The 23,789-nt window shown below is 52.0% G+C and carries 23 protein-coding genes; 10 read left to right on the top strand and 13 right to left on the bottom strand.

Annotated features, from left to right (window positions below; all coding sequences use genetic code 11):
* Positions 1–345 precede the first annotated feature (345 nt).
* The gene (locus CCY32_RS15890) at positions 346–1,020 is read left to right on the top strand and encodes an SDR family oxidoreductase (RefSeq protein ID WP_088332551.1); all 675 of its coding nucleotides are present in this window, start codon (positions 346–348) and stop codon (positions 1,018–1,020) included.
* Between the two features lie 123 nt (positions 1,021–1,143).
* On the opposite strand, the gene CCY32_RS15885 is transcribed toward CCY32_RS15890, so the two are convergent.
* Both CCY32_RS15885 and CCY32_RS15880 read right to left on the bottom strand, forming a co-directional pair.
* Positions 1,144–2,526: a pitrilysin family protein gene (locus tag CCY32_RS15885; protein ID WP_088332471.1), complete on the bottom strand. Its 1,383-nt coding sequence runs from the start codon at positions 2,524–2,526 to the stop codon at positions 1,144–1,146.
* Positions 2,510–3,844 carry a pitrilysin family protein gene (locus CCY32_RS15880; RefSeq protein WP_088332469.1) on the bottom strand — a complete coding sequence of 445 codons (1,335 nt, stop codon included), beginning with the start codon at positions 3,842–3,844 and terminating at the stop codon, positions 2,510–2,512. The genes CCY32_RS15885 and CCY32_RS15880 overlap by 17 nt, the downstream gene beginning before the upstream one ends.
* 200 nt (positions 3,845–4,044) lie before the next feature.
* Between CCY32_RS15880 and xseA the strand changes: the two genes are divergently transcribed.
* Complete coding sequence (gene xseA, locus CCY32_RS15875; protein WP_088332467.1) at positions 4,045–5,370, top strand: exodeoxyribonuclease VII large subunit; 1,326 nt, start codon at positions 4,045–4,047, stop codon at positions 5,368–5,370.
* Positions 5,371–5,666: 296 nt separating this feature from the next.
* Here the strand turns inward: xseA and CCY32_RS15870 are convergent, their stop codons facing one another.
* The 10 genes from CCY32_RS15870 to ndk all read right to left on the bottom strand — a co-directional run bounded on the left by CCY32_RS15870 (position 5,667) and on the right by ndk (position 15,805).
* Positions 5,667–6,140 (bottom strand): phosphoglycerate mutase family protein, encoded by a 474-nt coding sequence (locus CCY32_RS15870; protein ID WP_088332465.1) that lies wholly within the window; start codon positions 6,138–6,140, stop codon positions 5,667–5,669.
* Between the two features lie 2 nt (positions 6,141–6,142).
* Positions 6,143–7,588: a ribosome biogenesis GTPase Der gene (gene der, locus CCY32_RS15865; protein WP_088332463.1), complete on the bottom strand. Its 1,446-nt coding sequence runs from the start codon at positions 7,586–7,588 to the stop codon at positions 6,143–6,145.
* Positions 7,589–7,614: 26 nt separating this feature from the next.
* Positions 7,615–8,877, bottom strand: a complete 1,263-nt coding sequence (gene bamB / locus CCY32_RS15860; RefSeq protein WP_088332461.1) for an outer membrane protein assembly factor BamB — start codon at positions 8,875–8,877, stop codon at positions 7,615–7,617.
* Complete coding sequence (locus tag CCY32_RS15855; RefSeq protein WP_088332459.1) at positions 8,874–9,497, bottom strand: tetratricopeptide repeat protein; 624 nt, start codon at positions 9,495–9,497, stop codon at positions 8,874–8,876. Before CCY32_RS15855 ends, bamB begins: the two co-directional genes overlap by 4 nt.
* A gap of 9 nt (positions 9,498–9,506) precedes the next feature.
* Entirely contained in the window at positions 9,507–10,787 is a 1,281-nt protein-coding gene (hisS, locus tag CCY32_RS15850) for a histidine--tRNA ligase (protein ID WP_088332457.1), read from the bottom strand.
* A 103-nt stretch (positions 10,788–10,890) separates the two neighbouring features.
* On the bottom strand, positions 10,891–12,006 hold the full coding sequence (ispG, locus tag CCY32_RS15845) for a flavodoxin-dependent (E)-4-hydroxy-3-methylbut-2-enyl-diphosphate synthase (protein WP_088332455.1): 1,116 nt from the start codon (positions 12,004–12,006) through the stop codon (positions 10,891–10,893).
* Positions 12,007–12,041: 35 nt separating this feature from the next.
* A complete protein-coding gene (locus CCY32_RS15840) occupies positions 12,042–13,028 on the bottom strand; it encodes a RodZ domain-containing protein (protein WP_088332453.1) in 987 nt (328 codons plus the stop codon).
* 52 nt (positions 13,029–13,080) lie between these two features.
* Positions 13,081–14,085, bottom strand: coding sequence for a type IV pilus biogenesis/stability protein PilW (gene pilW, locus CCY32_RS15835; RefSeq protein WP_088332549.1), 1,005 nt, complete (start codon positions 14,083–14,085; stop codon positions 13,081–13,083).
* A 28-nt stretch (positions 14,086–14,113) separates the two neighbouring features.
* Complete coding sequence (locus tag CCY32_RS15830) at positions 14,114–15,235, bottom strand: bifunctional tRNA (adenosine(37)-C2)-methyltransferase TrmG/ribosomal RNA large subunit methyltransferase RlmN (RefSeq protein ID WP_088332451.1); 1,122 nt, start codon at positions 15,233–15,235, stop codon at positions 14,114–14,116.
* A 138-nt stretch (positions 15,236–15,373) separates the two neighbouring features.
* A complete protein-coding gene (ndk, locus tag CCY32_RS15825; RefSeq protein ID WP_088332449.1) occupies positions 15,374–15,805 on the bottom strand; it encodes a nucleoside-diphosphate kinase in 432 nt (143 codons plus the stop codon).
* 363 nt (positions 15,806–16,168) lie between these two features.
* On the opposite strand from ndk, the gene CCY32_RS15820 reads away from it, so the two are divergent.
* The 8 genes from CCY32_RS15820 (at position 16,169) to CCY32_RS15785 (ending at position 23,254) form a co-directional block, all read left to right on the top strand.
* On the top strand, positions 16,169–16,996 hold the full coding sequence (locus CCY32_RS15820) for a transporter substrate-binding domain-containing protein (RefSeq protein ID WP_141096251.1): 828 nt from the start codon (positions 16,169–16,171) through the stop codon (positions 16,994–16,996).
* A gap of 188 nt (positions 16,997–17,184) precedes the next feature.
* Positions 17,185–18,621: a Fe-S cluster assembly protein SufB gene (sufB, locus tag CCY32_RS15815; RefSeq protein ID WP_088332445.1), complete on the top strand. Its 1,437-nt coding sequence runs from the start codon at positions 17,185–17,187 to the stop codon at positions 18,619–18,621.
* A 13-nt stretch (positions 18,622–18,634) separates the two neighbouring features.
* Positions 18,635–19,399, top strand: a complete 765-nt coding sequence (gene sufC / locus CCY32_RS15810; RefSeq protein WP_088332443.1) for a Fe-S cluster assembly ATPase SufC — start codon at positions 18,635–18,637, stop codon at positions 19,397–19,399.
* The gene (sufD, locus tag CCY32_RS15805) at positions 19,396–20,655 is read left to right on the top strand and encodes a Fe-S cluster assembly protein SufD (RefSeq protein WP_088332440.1); all 1,260 of its coding nucleotides are present in this window, start codon (positions 19,396–19,398) and stop codon (positions 20,653–20,655) included. The genes sufC and sufD overlap by 4 nt, the downstream gene beginning before the upstream one ends.
* Positions 20,652–21,884, top strand: a complete 1,233-nt coding sequence (locus CCY32_RS15800) for a SufS family cysteine desulfurase (protein WP_088332438.1) — start codon at positions 20,652–20,654, stop codon at positions 21,882–21,884. Before sufD ends, CCY32_RS15800 begins: the two co-directional genes overlap by 4 nt.
* A 10-nt stretch (positions 21,885–21,894) precedes the next feature.
* Positions 21,895–22,260, top strand: coding sequence for an iron-sulfur cluster assembly accessory protein (locus CCY32_RS15795; protein ID WP_088332436.1), 366 nt, complete (start codon positions 21,895–21,897; stop codon positions 22,258–22,260).
* Positions 22,261–22,296: 36 nt separating this feature from the next.
* Positions 22,297–22,830: a putative Fe-S cluster assembly protein SufT gene (sufT, locus tag CCY32_RS15790; RefSeq protein WP_088332433.1), complete on the top strand. Its 534-nt coding sequence runs from the start codon at positions 22,297–22,299 to the stop codon at positions 22,828–22,830.
* Positions 22,831–22,843: 13 nt separating this feature from the next.
* Entirely contained in the window at positions 22,844–23,254 is a 411-nt protein-coding gene (locus CCY32_RS15785; protein WP_088332430.1) for a SufE family protein, read from the top strand.
* Between the two features lie 68 nt (positions 23,255–23,322).
* Here CCY32_RS15785 and CCY32_RS15780 read toward each other — a convergent pair whose 3' ends face one another.
* Positions 23,323–23,787: a (2Fe-2S)-binding protein gene (locus tag CCY32_RS15780; protein WP_088332428.1), complete on the bottom strand. Its 465-nt coding sequence runs from the start codon at positions 23,785–23,787 to the stop codon at positions 23,323–23,325.
* Positions 23,788–23,789: the final 2 nt, after the last annotated feature.

The raw sequence follows: 23,789 nt of genomic DNA, 5'->3' as shown, positions 1-23,789 counted from the left end.
GGTATCGGGTTGCCCGGGCGCAGCAGCCTTATTAATAAATACCTGTAGCAATCTGCGCTATTGTCATTGTTAGCACTACAACCTCGCCATGGCAATAGCGGTGGATTACCCGGCTCAGATGAGCATTGCTCACACCACAGTGCAGATGTGCCTTGCGGGATGAGCAGTGCCATCAGCCCGCCGCAAGGTACCAAAGGCGTGCGATCCATTTTTTGACATTTACGTTACCCCTTTGAGCCTGATATCTGGCGCAAGGATCACAGTTTTATTCATCACATGATTTATGACATGCTCGGTCAGGCTTATTTTTTAGGTAAGATTAACCCGCAACACAGGAGGCAATTTATGTCCAAAGTCATACTGATAACCGGTGCTTCCAGCGGCATCGGCAAAGCCACAGCCCTGCAGGCGGCCAAAGCCGGTCATAAGCTCATTGTTACCGCGCGTCGCCAGGCCCTGCTGGATGAACTGGTCGCAGAGTGCGGTGAGGACAACATGCTTGCCATAGCGGCTGATGTGACTGACTACACGGCCCTGAAGAAAGTGATTAATCAGGGCATAGAGAAGTTTGGGCGACTGGACGTGGCCTTTGCCAATGCCGGTACAGGCGCTTCAACACCCGGCACAGAAGCAGGGGATCCGACAGAATGGGATAAGATGATCCAACTGAACATTAATGCCCTGCTCTACACCGCCAAACTGACGCTGCCCCACCTGCGAAAAACCACAGGTCATTTTATTATGACCGGCTCAGCAGCCGGACGTATTACCCTCAAGGGCTCGGTATACGGCGCGACTAAATGGTTTGTACACGGATTTGCCAGTAATCTGGCCGAAGAAATGAAAGAGTGGCAGGGGCGCCTGACGACCATTGCTCCGGGCATGGTTAACACGCCGTTTTTTGACGAGCCCAAACCCGATAAGCTTGATCCACAGGATGTGGCCGACGCCGTACTCTATGCCATTAACGCCAACCCAAGAAACTGTGTTCGCGAAGTGTTTCTGATGCCGGCGTATTAAGCAACATTAAATATAACCACCGGGTTAGAGGGAAGGGCACTGGATTCCCGCCAAAAACACGCGGGAATGACAGACGGTCATGCCCGAATGTTGTTATCGGGCATCCAGCGACCTTTTTATTTTTTACAGATCTATCTGCTCTGTATCGATGCGGGTTTCCATCAGTTCACCGTACTCACTCACCACCGGCCGTAGTGCTTCAGCATTACCAATCACCACCATCTGCAGATGGTCTTGAGGGAAGTACTGCTCAATCAGCGCACCCGCCTTGTCGAGATTCAGCGCATTAACGTTGTCGCTGAATTCATTGATGAAGGCCTCATCGTACCCATAGATATACATGCCGCTGAGCAGGTCAGCCAGCTCACCAGAGGTTTCATACTTAGGCGGAAACTGGCCTTTTACATAAGCCTTTGCAGAATCCAGGGTGGCCTGATCAATACCTTTTTCCCACAGTCTGTCATAGGTCTTGAGCGTCAAATCAATCGCTTCCTTGGTGGTTTCAGTCTTGGTGAACGTGTAGATACTGAAGCTACCGCCTTTCTGGTAAGGCCTGAAGCTGCTTCTGGCACCATAGGTTAGGCCCGTATTCACCCGCAACTCATCATTCAGCCAGGACGTGAAACGTCCTCCCAATATGGTGTTGATCACCTGCAAGGCCACATAATCAGGATTGCTGCGGGCAATGCCTGGGCCTCCGATGATGTAAGTACTCTCGCGGGCATCAGGCTTATCCACTAACAGCACTCTGGCCTTCTGCGGATTGACCTCGGCGACTGGCAAAGCAAACCCTGCACCTTTTCCTTGCCACTGACCAAACAGCGCCTTGATTTTTTTCACCATCGACGCTGTATCAAAATCACCCACGATACTGATGGCAGCATTATCAGGCTGATACCATTTGCTATAAAAATCTTTTATGTCAGCCAGTTGCATAGCTTTCACCGACGCTATGCTGCCGTTTTGAACGCTGGCATAAGGATGCTGACCAAATAACAGCGCATTGAAATAGTCACCGACTACCGCCTTTGGACTCTCCTGTGCCTGTTGCAATGCGGCCAGGTGACGCTGTTGATATGCCTTAACTTCCTGCTCGTTAAAGGCAGGACGTAACAATGCATCGGCCAGCATCTTCAGCACTTTGTCCTGATCTTTACTGGCAAATGAGGCATACAACTGACTGGCTTCCATTCCTCCGCCAGCATTAATATTCGCACCGATAAAGTCCAGTTCACGCTCGAAAGCAGCACGATCCAGTTCGCCACTGCCAAGCAACAATGCATTGGCTGTCATCTCAGCCTGACCAGCCTTATTGTCCTGCACCGCACCGGCTTTAACAGTAATAATGGCATCTATCAGCGGCACTTCCTTTTGCTCCATCAGATAGAGTGTCAGGCCATTATCCAACACCATTTTTTTGTAGGCTGGCAGGGTAAATTCTGCTGCGGAAAGGCTGAATGCGCCAAGCGCCAGCAGTACCCACAGTCGATTAATTATCTTGTGCATAGGAATCTTCCTTATTGTCCAGAATGCCCACAGTGCTGTTGGCCTTGCGCAGGTAGGTTTTAGCGACGCGCTGAATATCTGCCGCAGTGACTTTTTCCAGGGCTTCGGGCAGTTCAAACAATTGCTGGTAATCACCGAAATAAACCTGATAGGTACCGATAGTGTTGGCTTTACCATTGATGGTTTGCATTTCACGATAGAAATTCACCAATTGGCTGTTCTTGACCTTTTGCAGCTCTTGTTCAGTGACACCCTGTTCAATCACCTTGTTAATTTGCTCCACCAGCCCCTGCTCCAGCGCCTCTGGCGAAGTACCTGGTGTGGCAATGGCATACAGATAAAATAAATTGGCGTCAAAAGACTGGGGAATATAGGTCATTACATTTGTGGCCAGCTTTTGTTCAAACACCAGCGACTGTTGCAGTCTGGAGCTGTTACCCTGGCCCAGAATATCGCCCAGCATCTGCAAAGCGTAATAGTCCTCATGGCCCGTCTCAGGCACATGGAAGGCCATGAGTAAATTCGGGCTGGTGACGGACGATTTGTGCACATATGTGCGCCGCTCACCCACTTGCTTTGGCTCCACCGTATGCACTTCACGGGGTGCGGGTTGTGCCGGAATCGGACCGAAATACTGCTCGGCCAGTTTCTTCACCTGATCGAATTCGACTGCGCCGGCGATCACCACCACGGCGTTGTTGGGGGCATAATAAGTCTTGTGATACTGACGAAGATCTTCAAGGGTCCAGTTGGCAATATCAGAATCATGACCAATCACCGGCCAGCTGTAGGGATGCGCCCGAAACGCAACGCCCTTAACCTCTTCATGAAGGGTGCGAAAATTGGAATTTTCCAGGCCGGTGCTGCGCTCTGAGGCCACCACACCACGCTCACTTTCGACCACCTCGGCATCAATATCCAGATTGGCAATGCGATCGGCTTCGAGATCAAAGATCAACTCCATCGCATCACTCGGGAACCAGTTGGTATACACGGTCAGGTTTTCCGTGGTGTAGGCGTTGTTAGCCCCACCTGCGGCTTCCATGGTGCGGTCGAACATTTTCGGACCATACTTTTCTGAGCCGTTAAACATCATATGTTCAAAGAAATGGGACAATCCGGTGATGCCAGGGTACTCATTGCGTGAGCCCACTTTCCAGAACAGGTACATATTGGCATTGGGAATAGAGTCATCCTCCAGCACCAGAATGTGCATGCCATTATCCAGGGTAAATTGCTGTATGTCCTTAGCCTGGGTTGCAAGCGCAAAAGGGCTTGCTAACGCCAGCGCCAGTAACAGCGCATTGATACTTTTCATTGTTTGTTTTTCTCCGTGTCAGCACAGCGCTGAGGTTACACCGCGGGTCAGTCTATCCGTGTTATATCGCTATTTCCAATAGGCATATAGAAATACTGCACAACAAAATGTAAACAGCTATTTCAGCCTCGGACTTGGCTTTGTCTGTATCAGGCGATATGCTCTGAGCCCTCTATACTCACAACCCACACTCCCTGAATATGCCAAATCCTGTAGACACCATTTACACCGTGAGTCGCCTTAATCGTCAGGCACGCATGGTGCTTGAAAGTGAAATCGGTCAGGTATGGGTCAGGGCTGAGATTTCCAATTTTGTTGCCGCCAGCTCCGGCCACTGGTACTTCAGTCTCAAGGATGACAGAGCACAGGTGCGCACCGCCATGTTCCGCAACGCCAACCGCAACGTATCGCTGCGTCCGAAAGAAGGTGACCGGGTGCTAGTCAGAGCCACCCTTAGCCTGTATGAGCCGCGCGGTGATTATCAGCTGATTGCAGAGCACATGGAGCCTGAGGGAGAGGGGCTGCTCAAACAGCAATTCGAACAGCTTAAACAGCGGTTGGCGGCTGAGGGATTGTTCGCCCAGCAACACAAACAGCCCCTGCCTCATCCCATACTCAAAGTGGGCATTATTACATCGGCCACCGGTGCAGCACTGCATGACATTCTCACCGTGTTAAAGCGGCGTAACCCGGCTATCGACGTGATCATTTATCCGTCTCAGGTACAGGGAGAGAGCGCCGCCTTGCAACTGATACAGGCATTGCATGTTGCCAATCAGCGTAACGAAGTGGACGTGCTGATTGTTGGTCGTGGCGGCGGTTCACTGGAAGACTTATGGTGTTTTAATGATGAGCGCCTGGCGCGGGCTATCTTTGCCTCCGGTATTCCCATCATCAGTGCGGTAGGCCATGAAGTGGATATCAGTATTGCTGATTTTGTGGCCGATCTGCGCGCTCCGACGCCCTCTGCAGCGGCGGAAATGGTGAGCGAGGACAGACTGGAACTTCAGAAGCGTCTGCTCAACACCCAAAGGCGCCTGCACCGCGCCATGGCCAGTCAATTACAGCAACTGCAAGGTCGCCAGCAACTGGCTGTCGAACAACTGCAGCGCACTCACCCCAAAGCCAGACTGGCCCAACAAAGCCAATACCTGGACAGATTGTACAGCGATCTCCATCATTTGATGTCAGGCCAGTTTAATCGGTCTCTTCAACAGATAAACCATTTGCAGGCGAGGCTGCAACAGCACTCACCGCAGCACAAACTGCAGCAGATGCGTCAACAGCTGGCCTATCAGTCTCAGGGCCTTCATCGCCAGATGCACAAATTGCTGCAGGACAAACAGCAAGGACTGGCCAACTCCAGCCATTTACTCAATACCGTCAGTCCGCTGGCCACCCTGAGCCGGGGCTACAGCATCAGTCTGAAACAGGGTGAAGTGGTCAAACGGGCAGCAGATCTGCAATCGGGGGATAAGCTCACTACCCGTTTTGTCGATGGTGAAATCAACAGCAAGGTCGAGTAATCAGTCAGAAAGGTTCAGAATGTCCAGCTCATCGGAAGCTGCACACTATGTTCTGGCTTATAGGGCTGTTGCTAGGCAAGGAAGGGCATCAACAGTCGATCCAGCCACCCACTATGTTCCATTTGTACCTGACTGCCCCAGTCATCCTCTCTGATCCCAGGCAATCACAGCTCTGCCAGTCAGTTTGCCAACGTGGTGTGGAGAAAGGCTGATTTCAAAATCAGTTCACAGTGAGATAAAAATAACAGGGGAGATCGCAGAAGCCGGGCAGCGAGTAAAGCCCTACTGCACAGACATCAAAGTGACAAACGCACGGTCAATACGTTGTCACCGCTTACATTAAGCTGGTACACATCACCATAATCAGACTCACTCATCGCCTCTGCCTCACCGCCTAACAGTTTGACCAGTTCAGGCGTGGTATTGCTGTGCCCGACAACAACAACATTTTTCTGCAGTTGCCTGAGCTCCATGGCCAGCACATCAAGCCGACGGGGATCGTATTGACGGATATCCACACCCAGCTGTTGTGACAGCGGCAATACCGTCTCACGTGTGCGGCGATAATCTGTACTGTAAATCCGTTGAATGCCGGCCTGGTGCAGCAAAGTGGCTAGACGCTCGGCCTGAGCCTGACCAGCCTCGCTAAGCGCCGGATCCGATGTTCCGTCAGCCTGTTTGTGAGCATGGCGCAATACATAAAGACTGTAGTCGGCCATCGCAAGGGGCGCTATCAACAACAGTGCCAGCAGGGTGAACACTCTTGTCATTATTATTTCTTCTTATGAAAGGCCATCAGACGCCTGCGCTTACGCTGCTGCGACAAGGTAAGCTGATTTTTTTTGCCCTCAAAGGGATTCGCCCCCTCTTTGAATTCAATACGAATGGGGGTACCCATGACTTTGAGGGACTTGCGGAAGTAATTCATCAGATACCGTTTGTAGGCATCCGGCAGATCTTCAACCTGATTACCATGAATCACGATCACCGGTGGGTTATACCCGCCTGCGTGAGCATATTTCATTTTCACCCGACGCCCGCGCACCAATGGCGGTTGGTGATCATCCTGCGCCATTTCCATAATACGTGTCAGAATTGACGTATTGATACGCCGGGTCGCCGACGCATAAGCTTCCTGCACAGATTCAAACAAATTCCCCACACCGGAACCATGCAGTGCCGAGATAAAATGCAAACGGGCGAAGTCAATAAAACCCAGGCGGCGATCCAGCTCGCGCTTAATCTCGTCTTTAATATCCGAGTCCAGACCGTCCCACTTATTGACCGCCAGCACCAGTGAACGTCCAGAATTGAGCACGAAACTGAGCAGACTGAGATCCTGATCGGTAATGCCTTCGCGGGCATCAACCACCAGTAAAACCACATTGGCTTCTTCAATGGCTTGCAACGTTTTGACGATGGAGAATTTCTCCACCATGTCTGAGACTTTCTTACGCTTCCTGACACCGGCAGTATCGATCAATACATATTCGCGCTCGTCCCGGCTCATGGGAATAAAGACACTGTCACGGGTTGTGCCAGGCTGGTCATACACCACCACCCGCTCTTCACCAAGAATACGGTTGGTGAGTGTGGACTTACCAACATTCGGTTTACCCACAATAGCAAGTTTGATGGGCAGATCCTGCAAGCGCTTAAGCTGCGCTTCGGCGTCTTCTTCTTCGTGATCAACCGGGGCTTCAACCGCCAGCATATCGGGAAAGGTCTCGGAAAGAGGATAGAGTAGTTTTTGTAATAACTGACTGATACCGCGACCATGTGCCGCCGCAATCTGATGCACGTCGCCCAGCGCCAGGGCATAGAACTCAGCACTTTCGCTGTCACCGTCAATACCGTCCACCTTGTTAGCCACAATATGGACGGGCTTGTTTTGCAGGCGCAGATGACGGGCAATGCCCTGATCTGCAGCGGTAATACCGGTGCGGGCATCCAGCAAAAACAGCACTAAGTCGGCTTCTTCCACCGCCAGCAAAGATTGCTGTGCCATCTCCGCATCAATGCCTTGCTCATCGCCACTGATACCTCCGGTATCAACAACGATAAACTGCATACCTTCATAATTGGCCTGACCATATTTACGATCCCGGGTCAGGCCAGGAAAATCCGCCACCAGTGCATCACGACTGCGGGTCAGACGATTAAAAAGTGTAGATTTACCTACATTGGGACGACCGACCAAAGCGACGACGGGTAACATAATAATTTTTCCTAATATTCAGCTGTTCAGGGCGTATCAATGGCTTTGAGCTGACCATCACGGGTCACTGCAAACAAACGCTGGCCCTGCACCACTGGCTCAACGTAGACCCCTTCATCGATATCATCATCGCCTACGGCCAGGCGCGCGACAATCTTGCCATCGCTCTGATTCAACCAATGCAAAAAGCCGTATTTATCGCCGACCACAATGTAGCTGGAAACCGGTGCCGCAGACGTCAGGACTCTGCCACGCAAGGTATTCTGGCTCCACAATTCCACGCCGTTACGGCGATCGAGGGCGTACACCACGCTGTTAGTGTCAACCACGTATAGGTTGTTACCATCCAGAGTGATGCGGCGATAGGAACGATACTCCCGTTTCCAGATCACCCTGCCACTGCGCAGTTCCAGCGCCGCCAGGGTACCGTCGAATGAAACGATATAAATGACGCCGCCGAGGACCAGTGGCTCCACATCAATATCCACAATCCGGTCCAGTTCGGTGGCACCGGAAGGGGAAGAAATGGTCTGCTCCCAGGCAACCTGACCGTTGTCCATGATGACGATAGCCATTTTACCCGATGCGGTACCAACCATGGCACCGCCACTACTGATAGTGGGGGTGGCGATACCACGCAGTGACAGTGGCGGCACTTCTGACTCGTAACGCCATTGCTCTTCACCGGATTCGGCATCGAGTCCCAGCATCAGCCCTGAGCCGGTATTCACCACAACCATGCCCTCTTCCACGGCAGGTTTGGCCAACACTTCACCTTTCACATCCTTATGCCAGATGACCTCACCGGTATTGATGTCCAGTGCAAAAACGTGACCGTGCTCAGTACCGAAATAGAGTTTCTCGTAACTGGCGGTGAGCCCACCACTGATTTTGGCGGCTTCACCGGATTGCCATAATCTGGCAATACCGGACAAAAAGCCTTCGTCTTTATAGGTGGCAAAATTCTTCTGCCAGACCACTTTGCCGGTATCCGGCTCAAAGGCCTTGACCTCGCCATGGCGACTGGCGGCAAATAACGTGTCATAGGCCAGCACGGGCTGCAGCCGCGAGAAATGCTCACCGACGCCGTCGCCCACTTCTTTTTCCCATACCAGCTGCGGCGTAAATTCCGCCTGAATGGGGGCAAGCTGCTGAATTTTCAGCTCTTCCTCATCAGTGAACCAGGTGGAGGCATCCATCCATTGCGGCATAATGGAGCAACCAGATAAGCCGAATAGCATCATCAGGCTGAGTGCCCGCAACGGATTTTTCAGTTTAGAATCACTCATAGGCTTGCCAATACCTGCAGGTTATCCAGTTTGAGCTTAAGCAGATTGTTACCTGCATTAAGCTGCAGCGCTTCACTGTATGCAGAACGAGCCTGTTCAGGCTTCTCCTGAGCCACATAGACATCGCCTTTCAACTCCAGCACCAAAGACCGGTAGCTTTCATTGGTCACCTTATCGAGCGTGGCCATCGCATCATCGTAAGCCTGTTGCTGAAGCTGCACTCTTGCCAGACGAATGCGGGCAACGCCTGCCAGCGCATCCACACCGGCTTTCTCAGCAGCCAATTGCAGCTGGGTAGCAGCGTCATCCAGATTACCGGCATCCACCGCCTGTTGGGCCAGTTGCAAGGCAGCCAGTGCCGCATAGTGATTATCAGGATTTTCGCTGACGAACTGCTTAGCCGTTTGGTAACCCTGTTCACCTTCTACCAGTTGGATTACAGCCTGTTCGTATTGTTCAGAGGCCTGCTCCTGGGCAGCGATGCGCTCTTCGTTGTAGTAGCGCCAGCCCCATAATCCGCCAAGACCAATCACGGCGCCAAGAATGATCGAGGTGCCGTTTTCCTTCCAGAATTTCTTGATGGCTTCAACCTGTTGTTCTTCTGTGCTGTATTCTTCCACCACATTCCCCTACTTATGGTTAAATATCTGTTTTAACATTGGCAATAACACTGCCTCTGCAACCTGTTCCTGAGGGCGATCTTCGCGCAGGTATTTCAGCGAAACCTGCTGTTGCTGTGCCTCTTCCTCACCCACTATGAGCGCAAGACTGGCACCGCTTTTATCAGCCCGTTTAAGTTGTTTTTTAAAGTTCCCGCCACCGCAATGGGTCTGCAACCTCAGTTGCGGCAAATGATCACGCAGGGTTTCTGCCAGTTTCATGGCATAGGGCTGAGCCTGTTCCCCCATGATACACAGGTACGCCTCAACCGCAGGCCGGGCCTCTCCTTTACCCAGCGCATCCAGCAACAGCACCAGTCGCTCCAGCCCCATGGCAAATCCTACCGCCGGGGTGGCCTTGCCGCCCAATTGCTCGACCAGTCCATCATAACGGCCACCGGCACAGATGGTTCCCTGTGCGCCCAGCGCATCGGTTACCCACTCAAACACCGTGCGGTTGTAATAGTCCAGCCCCCGCACCAGACGAGAGTTAACCCGGTATTCGATGCCCAGTTGTGTCAATCGTTCACATAGCATATGAAAATGTTGCGTGGACTCTTCATCCAGGTACTCGAGTAAATCCGGCGCATCGGCGAGCAGCAGCTGCACATCGGGGTTTTTACTGTCCAATACCCGCAATGGATTGCTATGCATGCGCTTCTTACTGTCTTCATCAAGACTTGATTCATTGCGCTCGAGGAATTCAACCAGCGCGTCTTTATAACGTGCCCTGGCTTCATTGGAACCCAGTGAGTTAATCTCCAGCGTCACCTGATCACTGATGCCCAGACGTTGCCACAGTCTGGCACTCATCAGGATGACTTCAACATCGATATCCGGGCCATCCAGACCAAAGGCTTCTACACCAAACTGATGAAACTGACGATAACGCCCCTTTTGCGGCCGCTCGTGGCGGAACATGGGCCCCATATACCACAGGCGTTGTTGCTGATTGTACAACAGGCCGTGCTCATTGCCCGCACGCACACAACTGGCCGTTCCTTCGGGCCGCAGGGTCAGGCTGTCGCCATTGCGATCCTCGAAGGTATACATTTCTTTTTCGACAATATCCGTCACTTCACCGATGGAGCGCTTAAAGAGATCGGTGCTTTCTACAATGGGAGTACGGATTTCCTGATAGCCATAAGCAGCCACCAGATCACGAATTTTGTTTTCGACCCACTGCCATGCCCCTGATTGCTCGGGCAAGCAATCGTTCATGCCGCGAATAGCCTGAATTTGTTTTGCCACCTGTGACCTATCTTCTTTTGCTTAATAAAACCAAACCGCTACAGACGCGATATTTTTTGCGACCGGCGATTATAGGGATTTTGTACCCAAAGTCATACCTAAATCAGGCGTTTTTCACATCGATACGCTGGTTCTGATCCAGCATGGCAGCCTTAGCCCGGATGCGTTTTTCCAGTTGGTCCACCAAATCGTCATTGTCCAGTCGCTCTTTCTGACGCTGTCCGTCAAGATAAAAACCACTTTTATTGCGCGCGCCGGTGAGTCCCAGATCAGATACCTCCGCTTCACCAGGGCCATTCACCACACAGCCAATGATTGACACATCCATTGGTGTCAACAGATCTTCCAGACGTTGTTCGAGCGCGTTGACCGTGCCGATAACATCAAACTCCTGCCTGGAGCAACTTGGACAGGCAATAAAATTGATGCCGCGGGAACGAATGCGCAGTGATTTGAGAATATCGAAGCCCACTTTGATTTCTTCCACCGGATCGGCGGCCAGCGAGATACGAATGGTATCACCAATGCCCTCAGCCAGAAGCATGCCCAGCCCTACCGCGCTTTTTACGGCCCCGGCGCGCAAGCCACCGGCTTCCGTAATGCCAAGATGCAGAGGCTGGTCAATTTGTGCCGCCAGCAACCGGTACGCGCCCACTGCCAGAAACACATCGGAGGCTTTAACACTGACCTTAAACTGGTCGAAGTTGAGCCTGTCGAGTATGTCCACATGTCGCATGGCCGATTCCAGCAGGGCTTGTGGCGTGGGTTCGCCATACTTTTCCTGCAGATCTTTTTCCAGTGAGCCGCCGTTCACGCCGATTCTGATCGGAATATTTTTGTCTCTGGCACAATCCACTACGGAGCGAATGCGCTCTTCGTTACCAATATTGCCAGGGTTGATACGCAGACAATCCACACCGTATTCGGCGACTTTGAGCGCAATGCGGTAATCAAAGTGAATATCCGCCACCAGCGGGATATTGACCTGCTGACGAATCTGTTTAAAACCCTCGGCGGCATCCATAGTGGGCACCGACACCCTGACAATTTCACCGCCCACAGCCTGAATTCGCTTTATCTGTGCAACGGTTGCCTCAACATCAGTGGTAGGGGTATTGGTCATGGATTGCACCGCGATCGGTGCACCATCCCCGATTGGCACACTGCCAACGTTAATCCGGGTTGATTTACGACGTTTTATCGGTGATTCACCAAACATGATCCTGGCTTCCTGAAAATCGTTGTTCTGAAGTATTACTGACTTAGCGGTAAATTAAATCGCGCGGTACGGCCACTGGCGAAACGGGACATGTCAACGGCTTCGCCGGCGTAAGTGATACTGACCACCTCGGGGGCGCCTAACGTCACTTCAAAAGGAGGTATGCCGGACACCGGCATGACGCGGCCCTGCACTTTTACACCATAGGCGATGGCTTCACCTGTGGCATCGACGATATTGACCCAGCAATCGTCGCTAAATTCAAAAACCAGTTCCACGGCATCGAGCATTTCATTGGCAGGCGGTTGCGGCTGGGCTGACGCCGTTTCCTCAGGTGTTGTTGTTTCCTCAGGTGCAGCCCCTTGCTCAGTGGCGACATCGCCCGCGTCGGCACTTTGCGTTGTGGTATCCTGACCCTGACTGGTCAGAGCGCCGTTCTCCTGCGCCCCGGAATTATCCGGTCCCGACTCTGGTGCTTGTTCAGAGCTTGTTTGCGCCAACTGCGGCGTCTGCTCCAGCGGCTCGTCTTGTTGTTCCTGAACCGAAAAATCAGATACCGACTGACTCTCCGGCTGTGTCGACTCGATAGGGGTGCTCACTTCAGGCAAAATATCGCTGTCGCTTTGCTGGAACCACCACACCACCACCAGCGCCAGAATCACGGCGAGGATCAGATAGGAGACCATCATCAGCCTGTCGTCATTGGCCTGCAACGACATCTTGCGGGAAAAGCTTTGTAGCTTAGCAGGCTCTGGTGTCACGGTATTGACCCGCTCATACGCTTCCAGCACGCTTTCTACCGGGAGTTCGAGCAACTTGGCGTAAGCCTTCAGGTAGCCGCGGATAAAGGTCACTGAAATGGCTTTATCGAAACGTTCTTCTTCCAGATCCTGCACGTTGGTAAGCCGCAGGTTCAGCCGGCTGGCAACGTCCTCCTGACTCAGGCCTTTTTCAACCCGGGCATTTTTAAGTAGGGTGCCGGGCCCTGCAAGTTGTTCTTCGGCTGACTGTTCGTCTGTCATAATACTGCTTAAACTCTGTGCTTATTTTATTGGTGATAGACCCAGCAACATTTTATGGTTGAGACACCCGCAATGTTTGCCCCATTTTGATGTCCTGCGCGTCTGCAAGGTTATTCCACTCAATCAGCTTATCCATGCGGATATTGTACTTTAGCGAGATACGGTACAGGTTCTCACCCGGCTGAACTTCGTGCCATTGTGCTTCGTCCTGGACTTCCTGATCCTGAGACTGCAATGCAGCCGTGTCGGTCTTTTCCGCCAGGCGGGCCGCCGTTTCACTGCGCACCTCAGGCTGAGGTGCTGATGTCACAGCGCCTTGTTGTGCCTGTGCCGTTAAGGGGTGCTGTGGATATAATTGCATGAGCATCTTAGCGTATCCGCGCGCTCCTTGCAGGTTCTGTAATCCCGATTCCGCCTGATACGCCATATATAAGCTACGGGGCGTCACCCGTCCCTGACGTTCATAGCGTGCCAGTGCATCTTTTGCTGCCTGCCACTGCTGAGCATCTAATAAGGTCTCCGCCAGCAGCATCAGGCTCTGACTGCGCCCCGGCTGATGATTCAGTGCCCGCTCCAGATACTCAATGGCATCTGCGGTCTGCCCCTGGCTACGGCTACACAAGGCCAGGTTTTCATAGGTCTCGGCAACCCGGTTATAACTTTGGCTATTGACCGCCTGCATAAAGTAGCCCTGGGCCTGGTCATAACGGCCGAGCTGGCATAAAAACGCCCCGTAGCTGTTGAGGATATCGGGATTGTTGCGGTCAAACTGCATAGCCTGGCGGTACGACTTTTCTGCCTGTTCAAATTCTTCTACACGCTGATAGTAATAGGCCAGGCTGAAGTGCACGTCAGCCATCTGCGGGGCAAACTCCAGCGCTTTATCCAGATTACGCTTGGCCTGACTGAAATTACCATTTTTGAGGTAGGTAAGCCCCAGCGAGATACGGGTTTTCGCCGCCTCTGCGGCATCGAAGTTGTTCATTCTGTCCTGTGGTGATTGGCTGGCACAGGCAGTGAGCAGCAGACAGATTGAAATCAGAACAAGCTTTTTCATAGGTTCCCGATTTAAAAACATTAATTTATCAGGCCATTCTTACTGATATTTGTTCACCCTTCATCTGTTTTTTCATCATTCGCCGGGTTCTGTCCACCACATCCCCCACCAATTGCCCACATGCAGCATCAATATCATCCCCACGAGTCTTGCGCACCACGACCGTGTAACCATACTCCATCAGCACTTTAGAAAAACGATCAATACGCGAATTGCTGGAACAGGTATAGGGCGATCCCGGATAGGGGTTAAAGGGAATCAGGTTGATCTTACTCGGTGTATCTTTGAGCAACCGTCCCAGCTCATGGGCCTGATCTGTGCTGTCATTGATACCATTAAGCATCACATACTCGATGGTAACCCGGCCCTGATTAGCATTGGATTTACCCAGATAACGACGGATCCCCGCCAGCAACTCAGCGATAGGATACTTTTTATTCACCGGGACAATTTCATTACGCAGTTCATCATTAGGCGCATGCAGTGACACCGCCAGCGCAACATCTATCTGATCACCAAGCATATCCAGTGCGGGTACCACGCCAGAGGTGCTCAGGGTCACCCGACGCTTAGACAGACCGAAACCAAAATCATCAAGCATGATGTCCATGGCCGGTACCACATTTTTAAGGTTCAGCAGGGGTTCGCCCATGCCCATCATGACCACATTAGTAATGGGACGGCGCGACGTATCATTAGACAAGCCAATGGTTTTGGCGACCCGCCAGACCTGACCAATAATTTCCGAAACAGACAGGTTACGGTTAAAGCCCTGCTGGGCCGTTGAACAAAATGTGCATTCCAGTGCACAACCAACCTGCGAGGAAACACACAGGGTTGCTCTGTCTGTTTCAGGGATCCACACAGCCTCGACTTCCTGACCACCAGACACCGTTAACGCGAACTTGATCGTGCCATCGGTCGCTCGCTGCAAATAGGCGATTTCCGGCGCCCTGATCTCCGCCTGCTCCGCAAGTTTGGCCCGCAACACCTTGTTGAGGTTGGTCATCTGCTCAAAATCTTCCACACCATACTGGTAGATCCATTTCATGATCTGATCGGCACGGAAAGGTTTTTCACCGATGCGGGTTAGAAAGTCCCGTAATCCCTGACGGTTAAGATCGAGCAAATTGGTTTTAGCGGCGGCCATAGTCATACCTAAATTACAACGGGTGCGTATTGTACATTTTTTATACGCAGTTACCAAACATACTGCCTGTCAGCACAGGGAGCGGTTTCAATTAAAAAGGGAGCCGCAGCTCCCTTCTTGGTTCACAGTAACTGCGACTTAGCGAGTGCGGGGGCAGACTTCTTCATCAGAGAAGAAGTAAGCGATTTCCCGCGCTGCGGATTCAGGGGCATCTGAGCCATGAACCGCATTCTCATCGATAGACACGGCATAATCTGCACGCAAGGTACCGGCAAGGGCTTCTGATGGGTTAGTGGCACCCATGATCTCACGGTTTTTCTTCACTGCGTTTTCGCCTTCAAGCACTTGTACCATCACAGGGCCAGAAGTCATGAATTCAACCAGAGCACCAAAGAAAGGACGCTCTTTATGCTCTGCATAAAAACCTTCTGCCTGCTCTTTACTCATGTGCAGCATTTTCGATGCAACAATGCGCAGTCCGGCTGTTTCAAAACGGTTGTAGATTGCACCGATCACGTTTTTCGCAACGGCATCTGGCTTGATGATAGAAAAGGTACGCTCAAGAGCCATGTAAGTCTCCGAAATAGATAGAGTTGAAAATTTGAGCGCGGATTATATGCAAAAAGCGCGCGCTTTGCTATCCATTGCCGACAACAAAATCATGCCGATGACGCGCACAGGCCGGTAGGGCCCGTTCATGAGTCCAATCGCGCCCAAAAACTCATTCCTGTTTCGCCTGAGACAGTGCCAGGCCCATCAGCCGTTTTGCAACTGGCACCCATTGCCATCCCCTAAGTGCCCAAGCTGGCACCATGGTTCACCGGCAAGTGCAGGCGGCGCGAAATAAGGGCGTCTGATCCTGTCAGATTTTTCATTTAAGCCGCTATAGTTATAGGTAAATTCTTAGTCGTAATAGTCTTAGTCGTAACAGTGATGAAAGCACTTTTATTGGCGGGCCCGCTTCTGTGCTTTGCCTCGATGGTGATGGCACAACCCCGATTACTGGTGGCGACCGACCTGTGGCCACCAAACTTTACGCTGCGCTCAGGCGATGGACTGTATCAACAGATATTGCAACAGGTGTATCCCGAACACCGTATTGCTTATGTTTATACCAGCTATGCCCGCTCCAAAAATATGGTGCTCAGTAAAAAGGCCGATCTGTGGCTTGCCTCCTACAAGCACGAAGTGCCTGACGCCCTCTATCCCAGTTTACCCTATGACGCAGACATCCTGACTCTGGTGCGAAAACACAGTACCCAGTGGCAATCCATGGCTGATCTGAATAACACGCAGGTTGGCTGGATTCAGGCTTATGAACTGGATCAGTATCTGCCCGAATCCGGGTTGCAAATCTATGAAGTACCGAGCATTGAAGACGGCATCAGAATGCTATTGGCCGGACGCATTACCTTTTATCTGGATGACAGCTGGAATGTGCGGGATTATCTTCATCAACATCCTGAGCTGACACATCAGCTGGCGAGCAACAACCTGGCTTTACTGCCTCTTTATCCGGGTTTTGCCAACACAGCGCAAGGAAAGCAGTTATCAGCACACTGGGACCAGGCCCTCAAAGAACTCTATCGAAGTGGTGCATTGCAGGCGATTTACGCGCGCTTTGAGAATGACTATGTGGCCGCATCCTGCCATGCCGACAGCGCACCACCAGCAGCATCGCAGTGGGCTCACTTACCTTGCCTGACACGCTACCCAGCACCTTCATACGACACCCAGGCATCCGCCTCACATCGCCCATAAATCCTGTATTTTTGCGGGCACCAATACTTGAGTAAAACGCTCAGGTAATATAGAATCGGCACAAGTTTAAAACCGTTGTCCGCGTTTGTCCTGGTTTTTTCCTGCCTTCACAGGTGAAGAATGAATCATTTACTGCCAGGCCTATCAGTAGAGCGTTAGGAACAACAGCATCAGGGTGAAACCAGACTATGAGTGAACAAATCGATCAGGCGTTATCTCGCAAATACGATGCCGGATTTGTCTCTGACATTGAGTCGGAAACCTTTCCCATTGGCCTGGATGAGGATGTTATCCGTCGCATCTCAGCAATGAAGGGTGAGCCGGAGTGGATGCTGGAGTGGCGTCTGCGTGCCTATCGCAGTTGGCTGACTATGGAAGAGCCTGAGTGGGCCCATGTGCACTATCCGAAGATCGATTACCAGGCAATTTCTTACTACTCTGCGCCCAAAAGCATGAAAGACAAACCCAAATCTCTGGATGAGGTTGATCCTGAGCTGTTGCGCACCTACGAAAAACTGGGCATCCCCCTGCATGAACAGGAAATGTTGGCAGGCGTCGCGGTGGATGCCGTGTTTGACTCGGTTTCAGTGGTGACGACGTTCAGAGAGAAACTGGAAGAGGCCGGGGTGATCTTTTGCCCCATCTCAGAAGCCGTACACAAATATCCGGAACTGGTGAAAAAGTACCTCGGCTCTGTGGTTCCGCGCTCTGATAATTACTTTGCGGCGCTGAACAGCGCGGTATTTACTGATGGCTCTTTTGTTTACATTCCCAAGGGCGTTCGCTGCCCCATGGAGCTGTCCACCTATTTTCGTATCAACGAGCAAAATACTGGGCAGTTTGAGCGCACCCTGATTGTTGCCGATGAAGGCAGTTATGTCAGCTACTTAGAAGGTTGTACTGCCCCGCAGCGGGACGAAAATCAGTTGCACGCCGCCGTGGTCGAACTGGTGGCCATGGATAATGCGCAGATTAAATACTCTACGGTGCAGAACTGGTATCCCGGTGATGAGGATGGCAAAGGGGGAATCTATAACTTTGTCACCAAGCGGGGCATATGCCATACCAATGCAAAAATTTCCTGGACCCAGGTGGAAACCGGCTCCGCCGTCACCTGGAAATACCCCAGCTGTGTGCTCAAAGGCGACAACAGTGTCGGAGAGTTTTATTCTGTGGCACTGACCCGGGGCCGCCAGCAGGCCGATACCGGCACCAAGATGATTCATCTGGGGAAAAACACCAAATCCACCATTATTTCCAAGGGTATCAGTGCCGGTAACAGCAATAATGCCTATCGCGGGCTGGTACAGATGGGCCCCAAGGCCGATGGTGCGCGGAACTTCACTGAATGTGACTCATTATTGATCGGCGATCGTTGCGGCGCCCATACCTTTCCTTATATAGAGAGCCGCAACCCGTCCGCCATCGTAGAACACGAGGCCACAACGTCCAAAGTCAGTGATGAACAATTGTTTTTATGCCAACAACGTGGTCTGGATGCAGAAAAAGCCGTATCCATGATCGTTAACGGTTTCTGTAAAGAAGTTTTCAAAGAATTGCCAATGGAGTTCGCCGTAGAAGCAGGCAAACTGCTCGAGATCAGTCTCGAAGGCTCAGTAGGATAAGCGGGGAAGTATCATGCTAAAAATCGAAAATCTGCACGCCAGTGTAGAGGAAAAGAACATACTCAAGGGCCTGAACCTCAACATTCAGCCCGGTGAAGTGCACGCTATCATGGGCCCCAACGGCGCGGGAAAAAGCACCCTGGGATACATTCTCTCTGGCCGTGAAGGCTATGAAGTGTCGGAAGGCAGCGTGGAGTTCAATGGCGAGGATTTACTCGATATGGACGTGGAAGAACGGGCCCGCAAAGGCTTGTTTCTGGCCTTCCAGTACCCGGTAGAAATTCCCGGTGTCAGTAACATGGAATTCATGAAAGAAGCCGTCAACGCGATGCGCGAGCAACGTGGTGAAACACCACTTAGTGCTGCAGAATTTCTGAAAAAAGCCAAAGAGGCCTGCAAGCAGGTTCAGTTGCCGCTTGATTTTCTCAAGCGTGGCGTTAACGAGGGCTTTTCCGGAGGTGAGAAAAAGCGTAACGAGCTGATGCAAATGATTCTGCTTGAGCCTACGTTGTGTATCCTTGATGAGTCCGATTCAGGTCTGGATATTGATGCCCTGCAGGTGGTGGCCAATGGCGTCAACAGTCAGCGCGACGGCAAGCGTAGCTTTATCGTCATCACCCACTATCAGCGTCTGCTTGACTATATCGAGCCGGATCACGTACATATTCTGGCCAAGGGTAAAGTGGTGAAAAGCGGTGACGCCTCATTAGCCAAAGCGGTGGAAAAAGAAGGTTATGCCTTTTTAGGACAGGATAACACCGAGGAGGCTGGCGCATGAGTCAATGGTTGGATCAGGTCATCGAGCGTGGCCAGGCCATTGATGACTGGCTCAGCCCCGTGCGGACTCAGGCGCTGGAATCCCTGCGTCAAAGCCAGTGGCCTAACCGGCGCACTGAAGCCTGGAAATACACCTCATTAACGCCCGTTGAAAAGCTGGAGCTGAGCCCGACCACTGCAGCCGATAACGCGGCGGTCAGTGATATTGACGGCCTCAATAGCCTGAATCTGGTCTTTGTGGACGGCAAGCTGGTCACTGATATTGATAACCTGCCCTTGCCAGCGGGATTGCACATACACAGCCTGCGGGCCATGCCCGCATCGCTACAGGAAACCGCCAGGGAACTGTTTGGTACCATCAAACCGCCTCGTCATCTGTTCGGGCTGGTGAATGATGCGCTGGCAGAAGACGGGCTCTTCATTGATATTGACGCCGGTGCACACATTGAGCGCCCTCTTCGTCTGGTCAATTTCAGCAGCGCTGGAAAAGAGTCTCATCATCGCGTGCTGGTCAGACTCGGTACCGGTTCCACAGCAACCGTTATCGAACATGGCCAGGGCCATGATAGCAGTATGAGTACCGGCTTTGCTGAATATGAGCTGGGTGAGAAAGCGCATCTGGAGCACTATCGACTGGCGATGCATACCCATCAGGCCATTCACATTGGCGGCTGCCATTTCAGTCTGCATCAGGAATCCAGGCTCAACAGTACCCTGATTGGCTTTGGCAGCCAGTTGTCGCGTCTGGATGTGGACATCATTCACAGCGGCGAACATGCCAAAGCCAAATTCAATGCAGTGTATTTGTTAGGCGAGTCCGAACATTTTGACCTGCATAGCACCATAGAACATGCTGTGCCTAATGGCACCACTGAAGAAAATGCCCGCGGCATCATTGGCGACAAGGCAAAAGCGGTATTCAATGGCCGTATCCACATCCACCGAGATGCACAGAAAACCCTGGCAGAGCTGAATAACCGCAATCTGTTACTGTCCCGACGCGGCCAAATCAATACCAAGCCAGAACTTGAGATCTATGCCGATGACGTTCAGTGTGCCCACGGCGCTACGGTTGCAGAGATCGAAGAGGAAGCCTTGTATTGCCTGCGCTCTCGCGGCATCTCGCGCTCACAGGCCCTGGTCATGCTGAACTTTGGCTTTATACAGGAACTGGTCAATCAGATGCCCAATCAGGCCCTGGCGCAGTGGCTACAACCCCAACTCAGAGACCGTTTCGTGGAGATGGAAGTAAAATGACCCACTCTTCAGGTGTGCTGGATGTGGATAGCATCCGTGCCCAGTTTCCCATTTTGCACCAGCAGATTGATGGTAAGCCTCTGGTTTATCTGGATAATGCTGCAACCACACAAAAGCCCCAGGCAGTCATTCAGGCACTGACGGACTTCTACACGCAGTGTAATGCCAATGTGCATCGCGGCGCCCATCACCTGTCAGACGAGGCCACCCGGCGCTACGAGCGGGCCAGAGATTGTGTTGCCGGTTTTATTCATGCCGGCAATCGCAAAGAAGTGGTCTGGACCAGCGGCACCACAGAAAGCATCAACATCGTTGCCAATGGCATGGCGCAGCGTTTGCAGTCTGGCGACGAAGTTCTGGTGACGCAGATGGAGCATCATGCCAACCTGGTCACCTGGCAACAGGCCTGCCTGCGCAGCGGAGCGACCCTCAAAGTGGCGCCGATACTGGATAATGGTGCGCTGGATACCGATGCCTTTACCGAGCTATTAAACGAAAAAACCAAATTCGTGGCGTTGCCCCATGTGTCAAATGCTCTGGGTACCATCAATCCGGTTAAGGCGCTGAGCGCGCAGGCCAAGAGCGTTGGCGCTCTGGTGCTGATTGATGGCGCACAGGGTGTGGCGCACGGCAATGTCAATGTCTGCGATATCGGCTGTGACTTCTACGCTTTTTCCGGGCATAAGCTGTTTGGCCCTACCGGCATCGGTGTGCTGTGGGGTAAAGAGGAAGTGTTGCAGAATTGGCCCGTATGGCAAACCGGCGGCGAGATGATCGCCAAAGTCACCTACGAGTGTTCTACCTGGGGAGAGTTACCCAATCGGCTGGAGGCCGGCACCCCTAATATTGCTGGGGCCATTGGTCTGGCCGCAGCCATCGACTGGTTTACCGGACTCGATTGTGACGCCATTCAGGCACATGAAAAGGCACTGATGGCCTCAGCACTGGAACAGGCTGACGCCTTTGACGGCTTGAAAGTCATTGGCAATGCACCCAATAAGATAGGGGTGTTAAGTTTTATATTACAGGGTACGCACCCGGCCGATGTGGGCTTTATTCTGGATCGCCAGGGTATTGCCATACGTACCGGTGATCATTGTGCCCAGCCGCTGATGAGACGGCTGGATGTACCGGGTACCGCCCGCGCATCCTTTTCGGTGTATAACACCCTGGCAGAGGTGGATGCGTTATTTGTTGCCCTGAAAAAAGCCCAGAGCATGTTGGGCTGAGGAGAATCCAATGAGTGTAGAAACCTTTGTACCAGAGCAAAAACAGGGCGATGTGATAACACTCACCCCTGCGGCCATTAAACACTTTGAAAATAAGCTGGCTGGTCATCCCGGCCAGCTGGTTCGCCTGTCGACAAAAGTCAGTGGCTGTACCGGTTACGCGTATGTGCTGGATGTTGTAGAGCAGGCTGAAGCCGATGACACCCTGATTAAAGCCAGCGAGAAGCTCACTCTGGCCATTAGCGCCAAGGCGCTTGATCTGGTGCGAGATACAGAAATTGATTACGTCAAAGAAGGCATCAATGGTGTGGTTAAGTTCAATAACCCGAATGTGGTTAACGAATGCGGCTGTGGCGAGAGCTTTAATGTCAGCTAAGCAGCTTATTCTGGCTAAACAGAGAGGGAACCATTAGTGCAACAAAAGATGGTGGTAACGGAACGGGAGTGCAAAGCCCGGCGTGTGCCCAGCGGCGAAGTAAAAATTATTCCGGAGGGTGAGTTTGTCACTATCACCCAGGACCTTGGCGGCAACTACACGGTAACCTGGCGGGGCAATATGCTACGCATCGACGGTACCGACGCCGACGCCATTGGCCGCGCTCCGATGAAACTCGACTTCGACACCCCCACTGACGAACGTATTCATGAAGACCAGGTCATGCAGGCCCTGGAAACCGTCTATGACCCTGAGATCCCGATTGATTTAGTCTCTCTGGGACTGATTTATAAAGTCCGCATCGACCAGGACCAACACACCGTTCACATCGACATGACGCTGACCGCCCCCGGCTGTGGCATGGGCCCGGTACTGGTAGGTGATGTGGAATATCGGGTGAGTATGGTGCCCAATGTCAAACAGGTTAGTGTTGAGCTGGTATTTGATCCGCCCTGGTCCCGTGACATGATGAGTGAGGAAGCCCAGCTGGAAGCTGGCGTGTTTTTCTAAAGAGAGAAGATCAATGACATTACCCAGTAGCGAAGAGATTGTTGAAGATATTGCCTTTTTTGATGACTGGGAACAGCGTTATCAGTACATCATCGATCTGGGTAAAAGCATTCCGCCAATGGATGCGCAGCTGAAAACCGATGATCGCTTAGTGCGTGGCTGTCAGAGCAGTGTGTGGCTGGTCAGCGATGAAAAAGACGGTAAGCTACAGTTTCAGGTGGACAGCGATGCCATCATCGTCAATGGACTACTGGCGCTGGTCATGGCCGCCTACAATGACAGAACACCCGCACAAATTCTTGATTTTGATATCGATGCGTATTTTAACCAGCTCGATCTTGAGCGTCATATCACCCCAACCCGGGGTAACGGCCTCAGGGCGATTGTTTCCAAAATCCAGGGCATTGCCCGGGAAAGCCGCTGACAGCTCTCGTCTCTGTCTTTGATAAGTCATCACACTGGTTGTCGATTTCTATCTGGCTGTATTGAATGCTAACGCTCAGTTAAATCAGATTGCACAACGCTTTCGATCGCATCCGTAATCCGACTGTAAGTGCCACAACGACAAATATTCCCGGTCATATGACTTTTAATGGTCTCTCTGTTTGGATGTGCATCGACCTTAAGTAAAGCAGCAGCCGACATGATTTGACCGGATTGGCAATAGCCACATTGCGGTACACGATGCTCCAGCCAGGCTTTTTGTAATGGGTGCTCACCCTGCTCACTGAGTCCTTCTATGGTGGTAATCGACTGGCCCAGTACACTGGAAACCGGGGTGATGCAAGCGCGTACCGCGCTGTCATTTACCAACAATGTGCAGGCCCCACACAGCCCTTGTCCGCAGCCGAACTTTGTCCCGGTCAATTGCAACTTCTCTCTCACCAACCAAAGCAATGGGGTCTGATCGTTATCGTCCACCTCAATCGGTTGGTTATTGACGGTAATTGTGGCCATAG

Source organism: Lacimicrobium sp. SS2-24 (assembly GCF_002201535.1).
GTDB lineage: Bacteria > Pseudomonadota > Gammaproteobacteria > Enterobacterales > Alteromonadaceae > Lacimicrobium.
The sequence above is the reverse complement of the archived record's forward strand: the minus strand, read 5'-3'. Positions and strand labels throughout refer to the sequence as shown.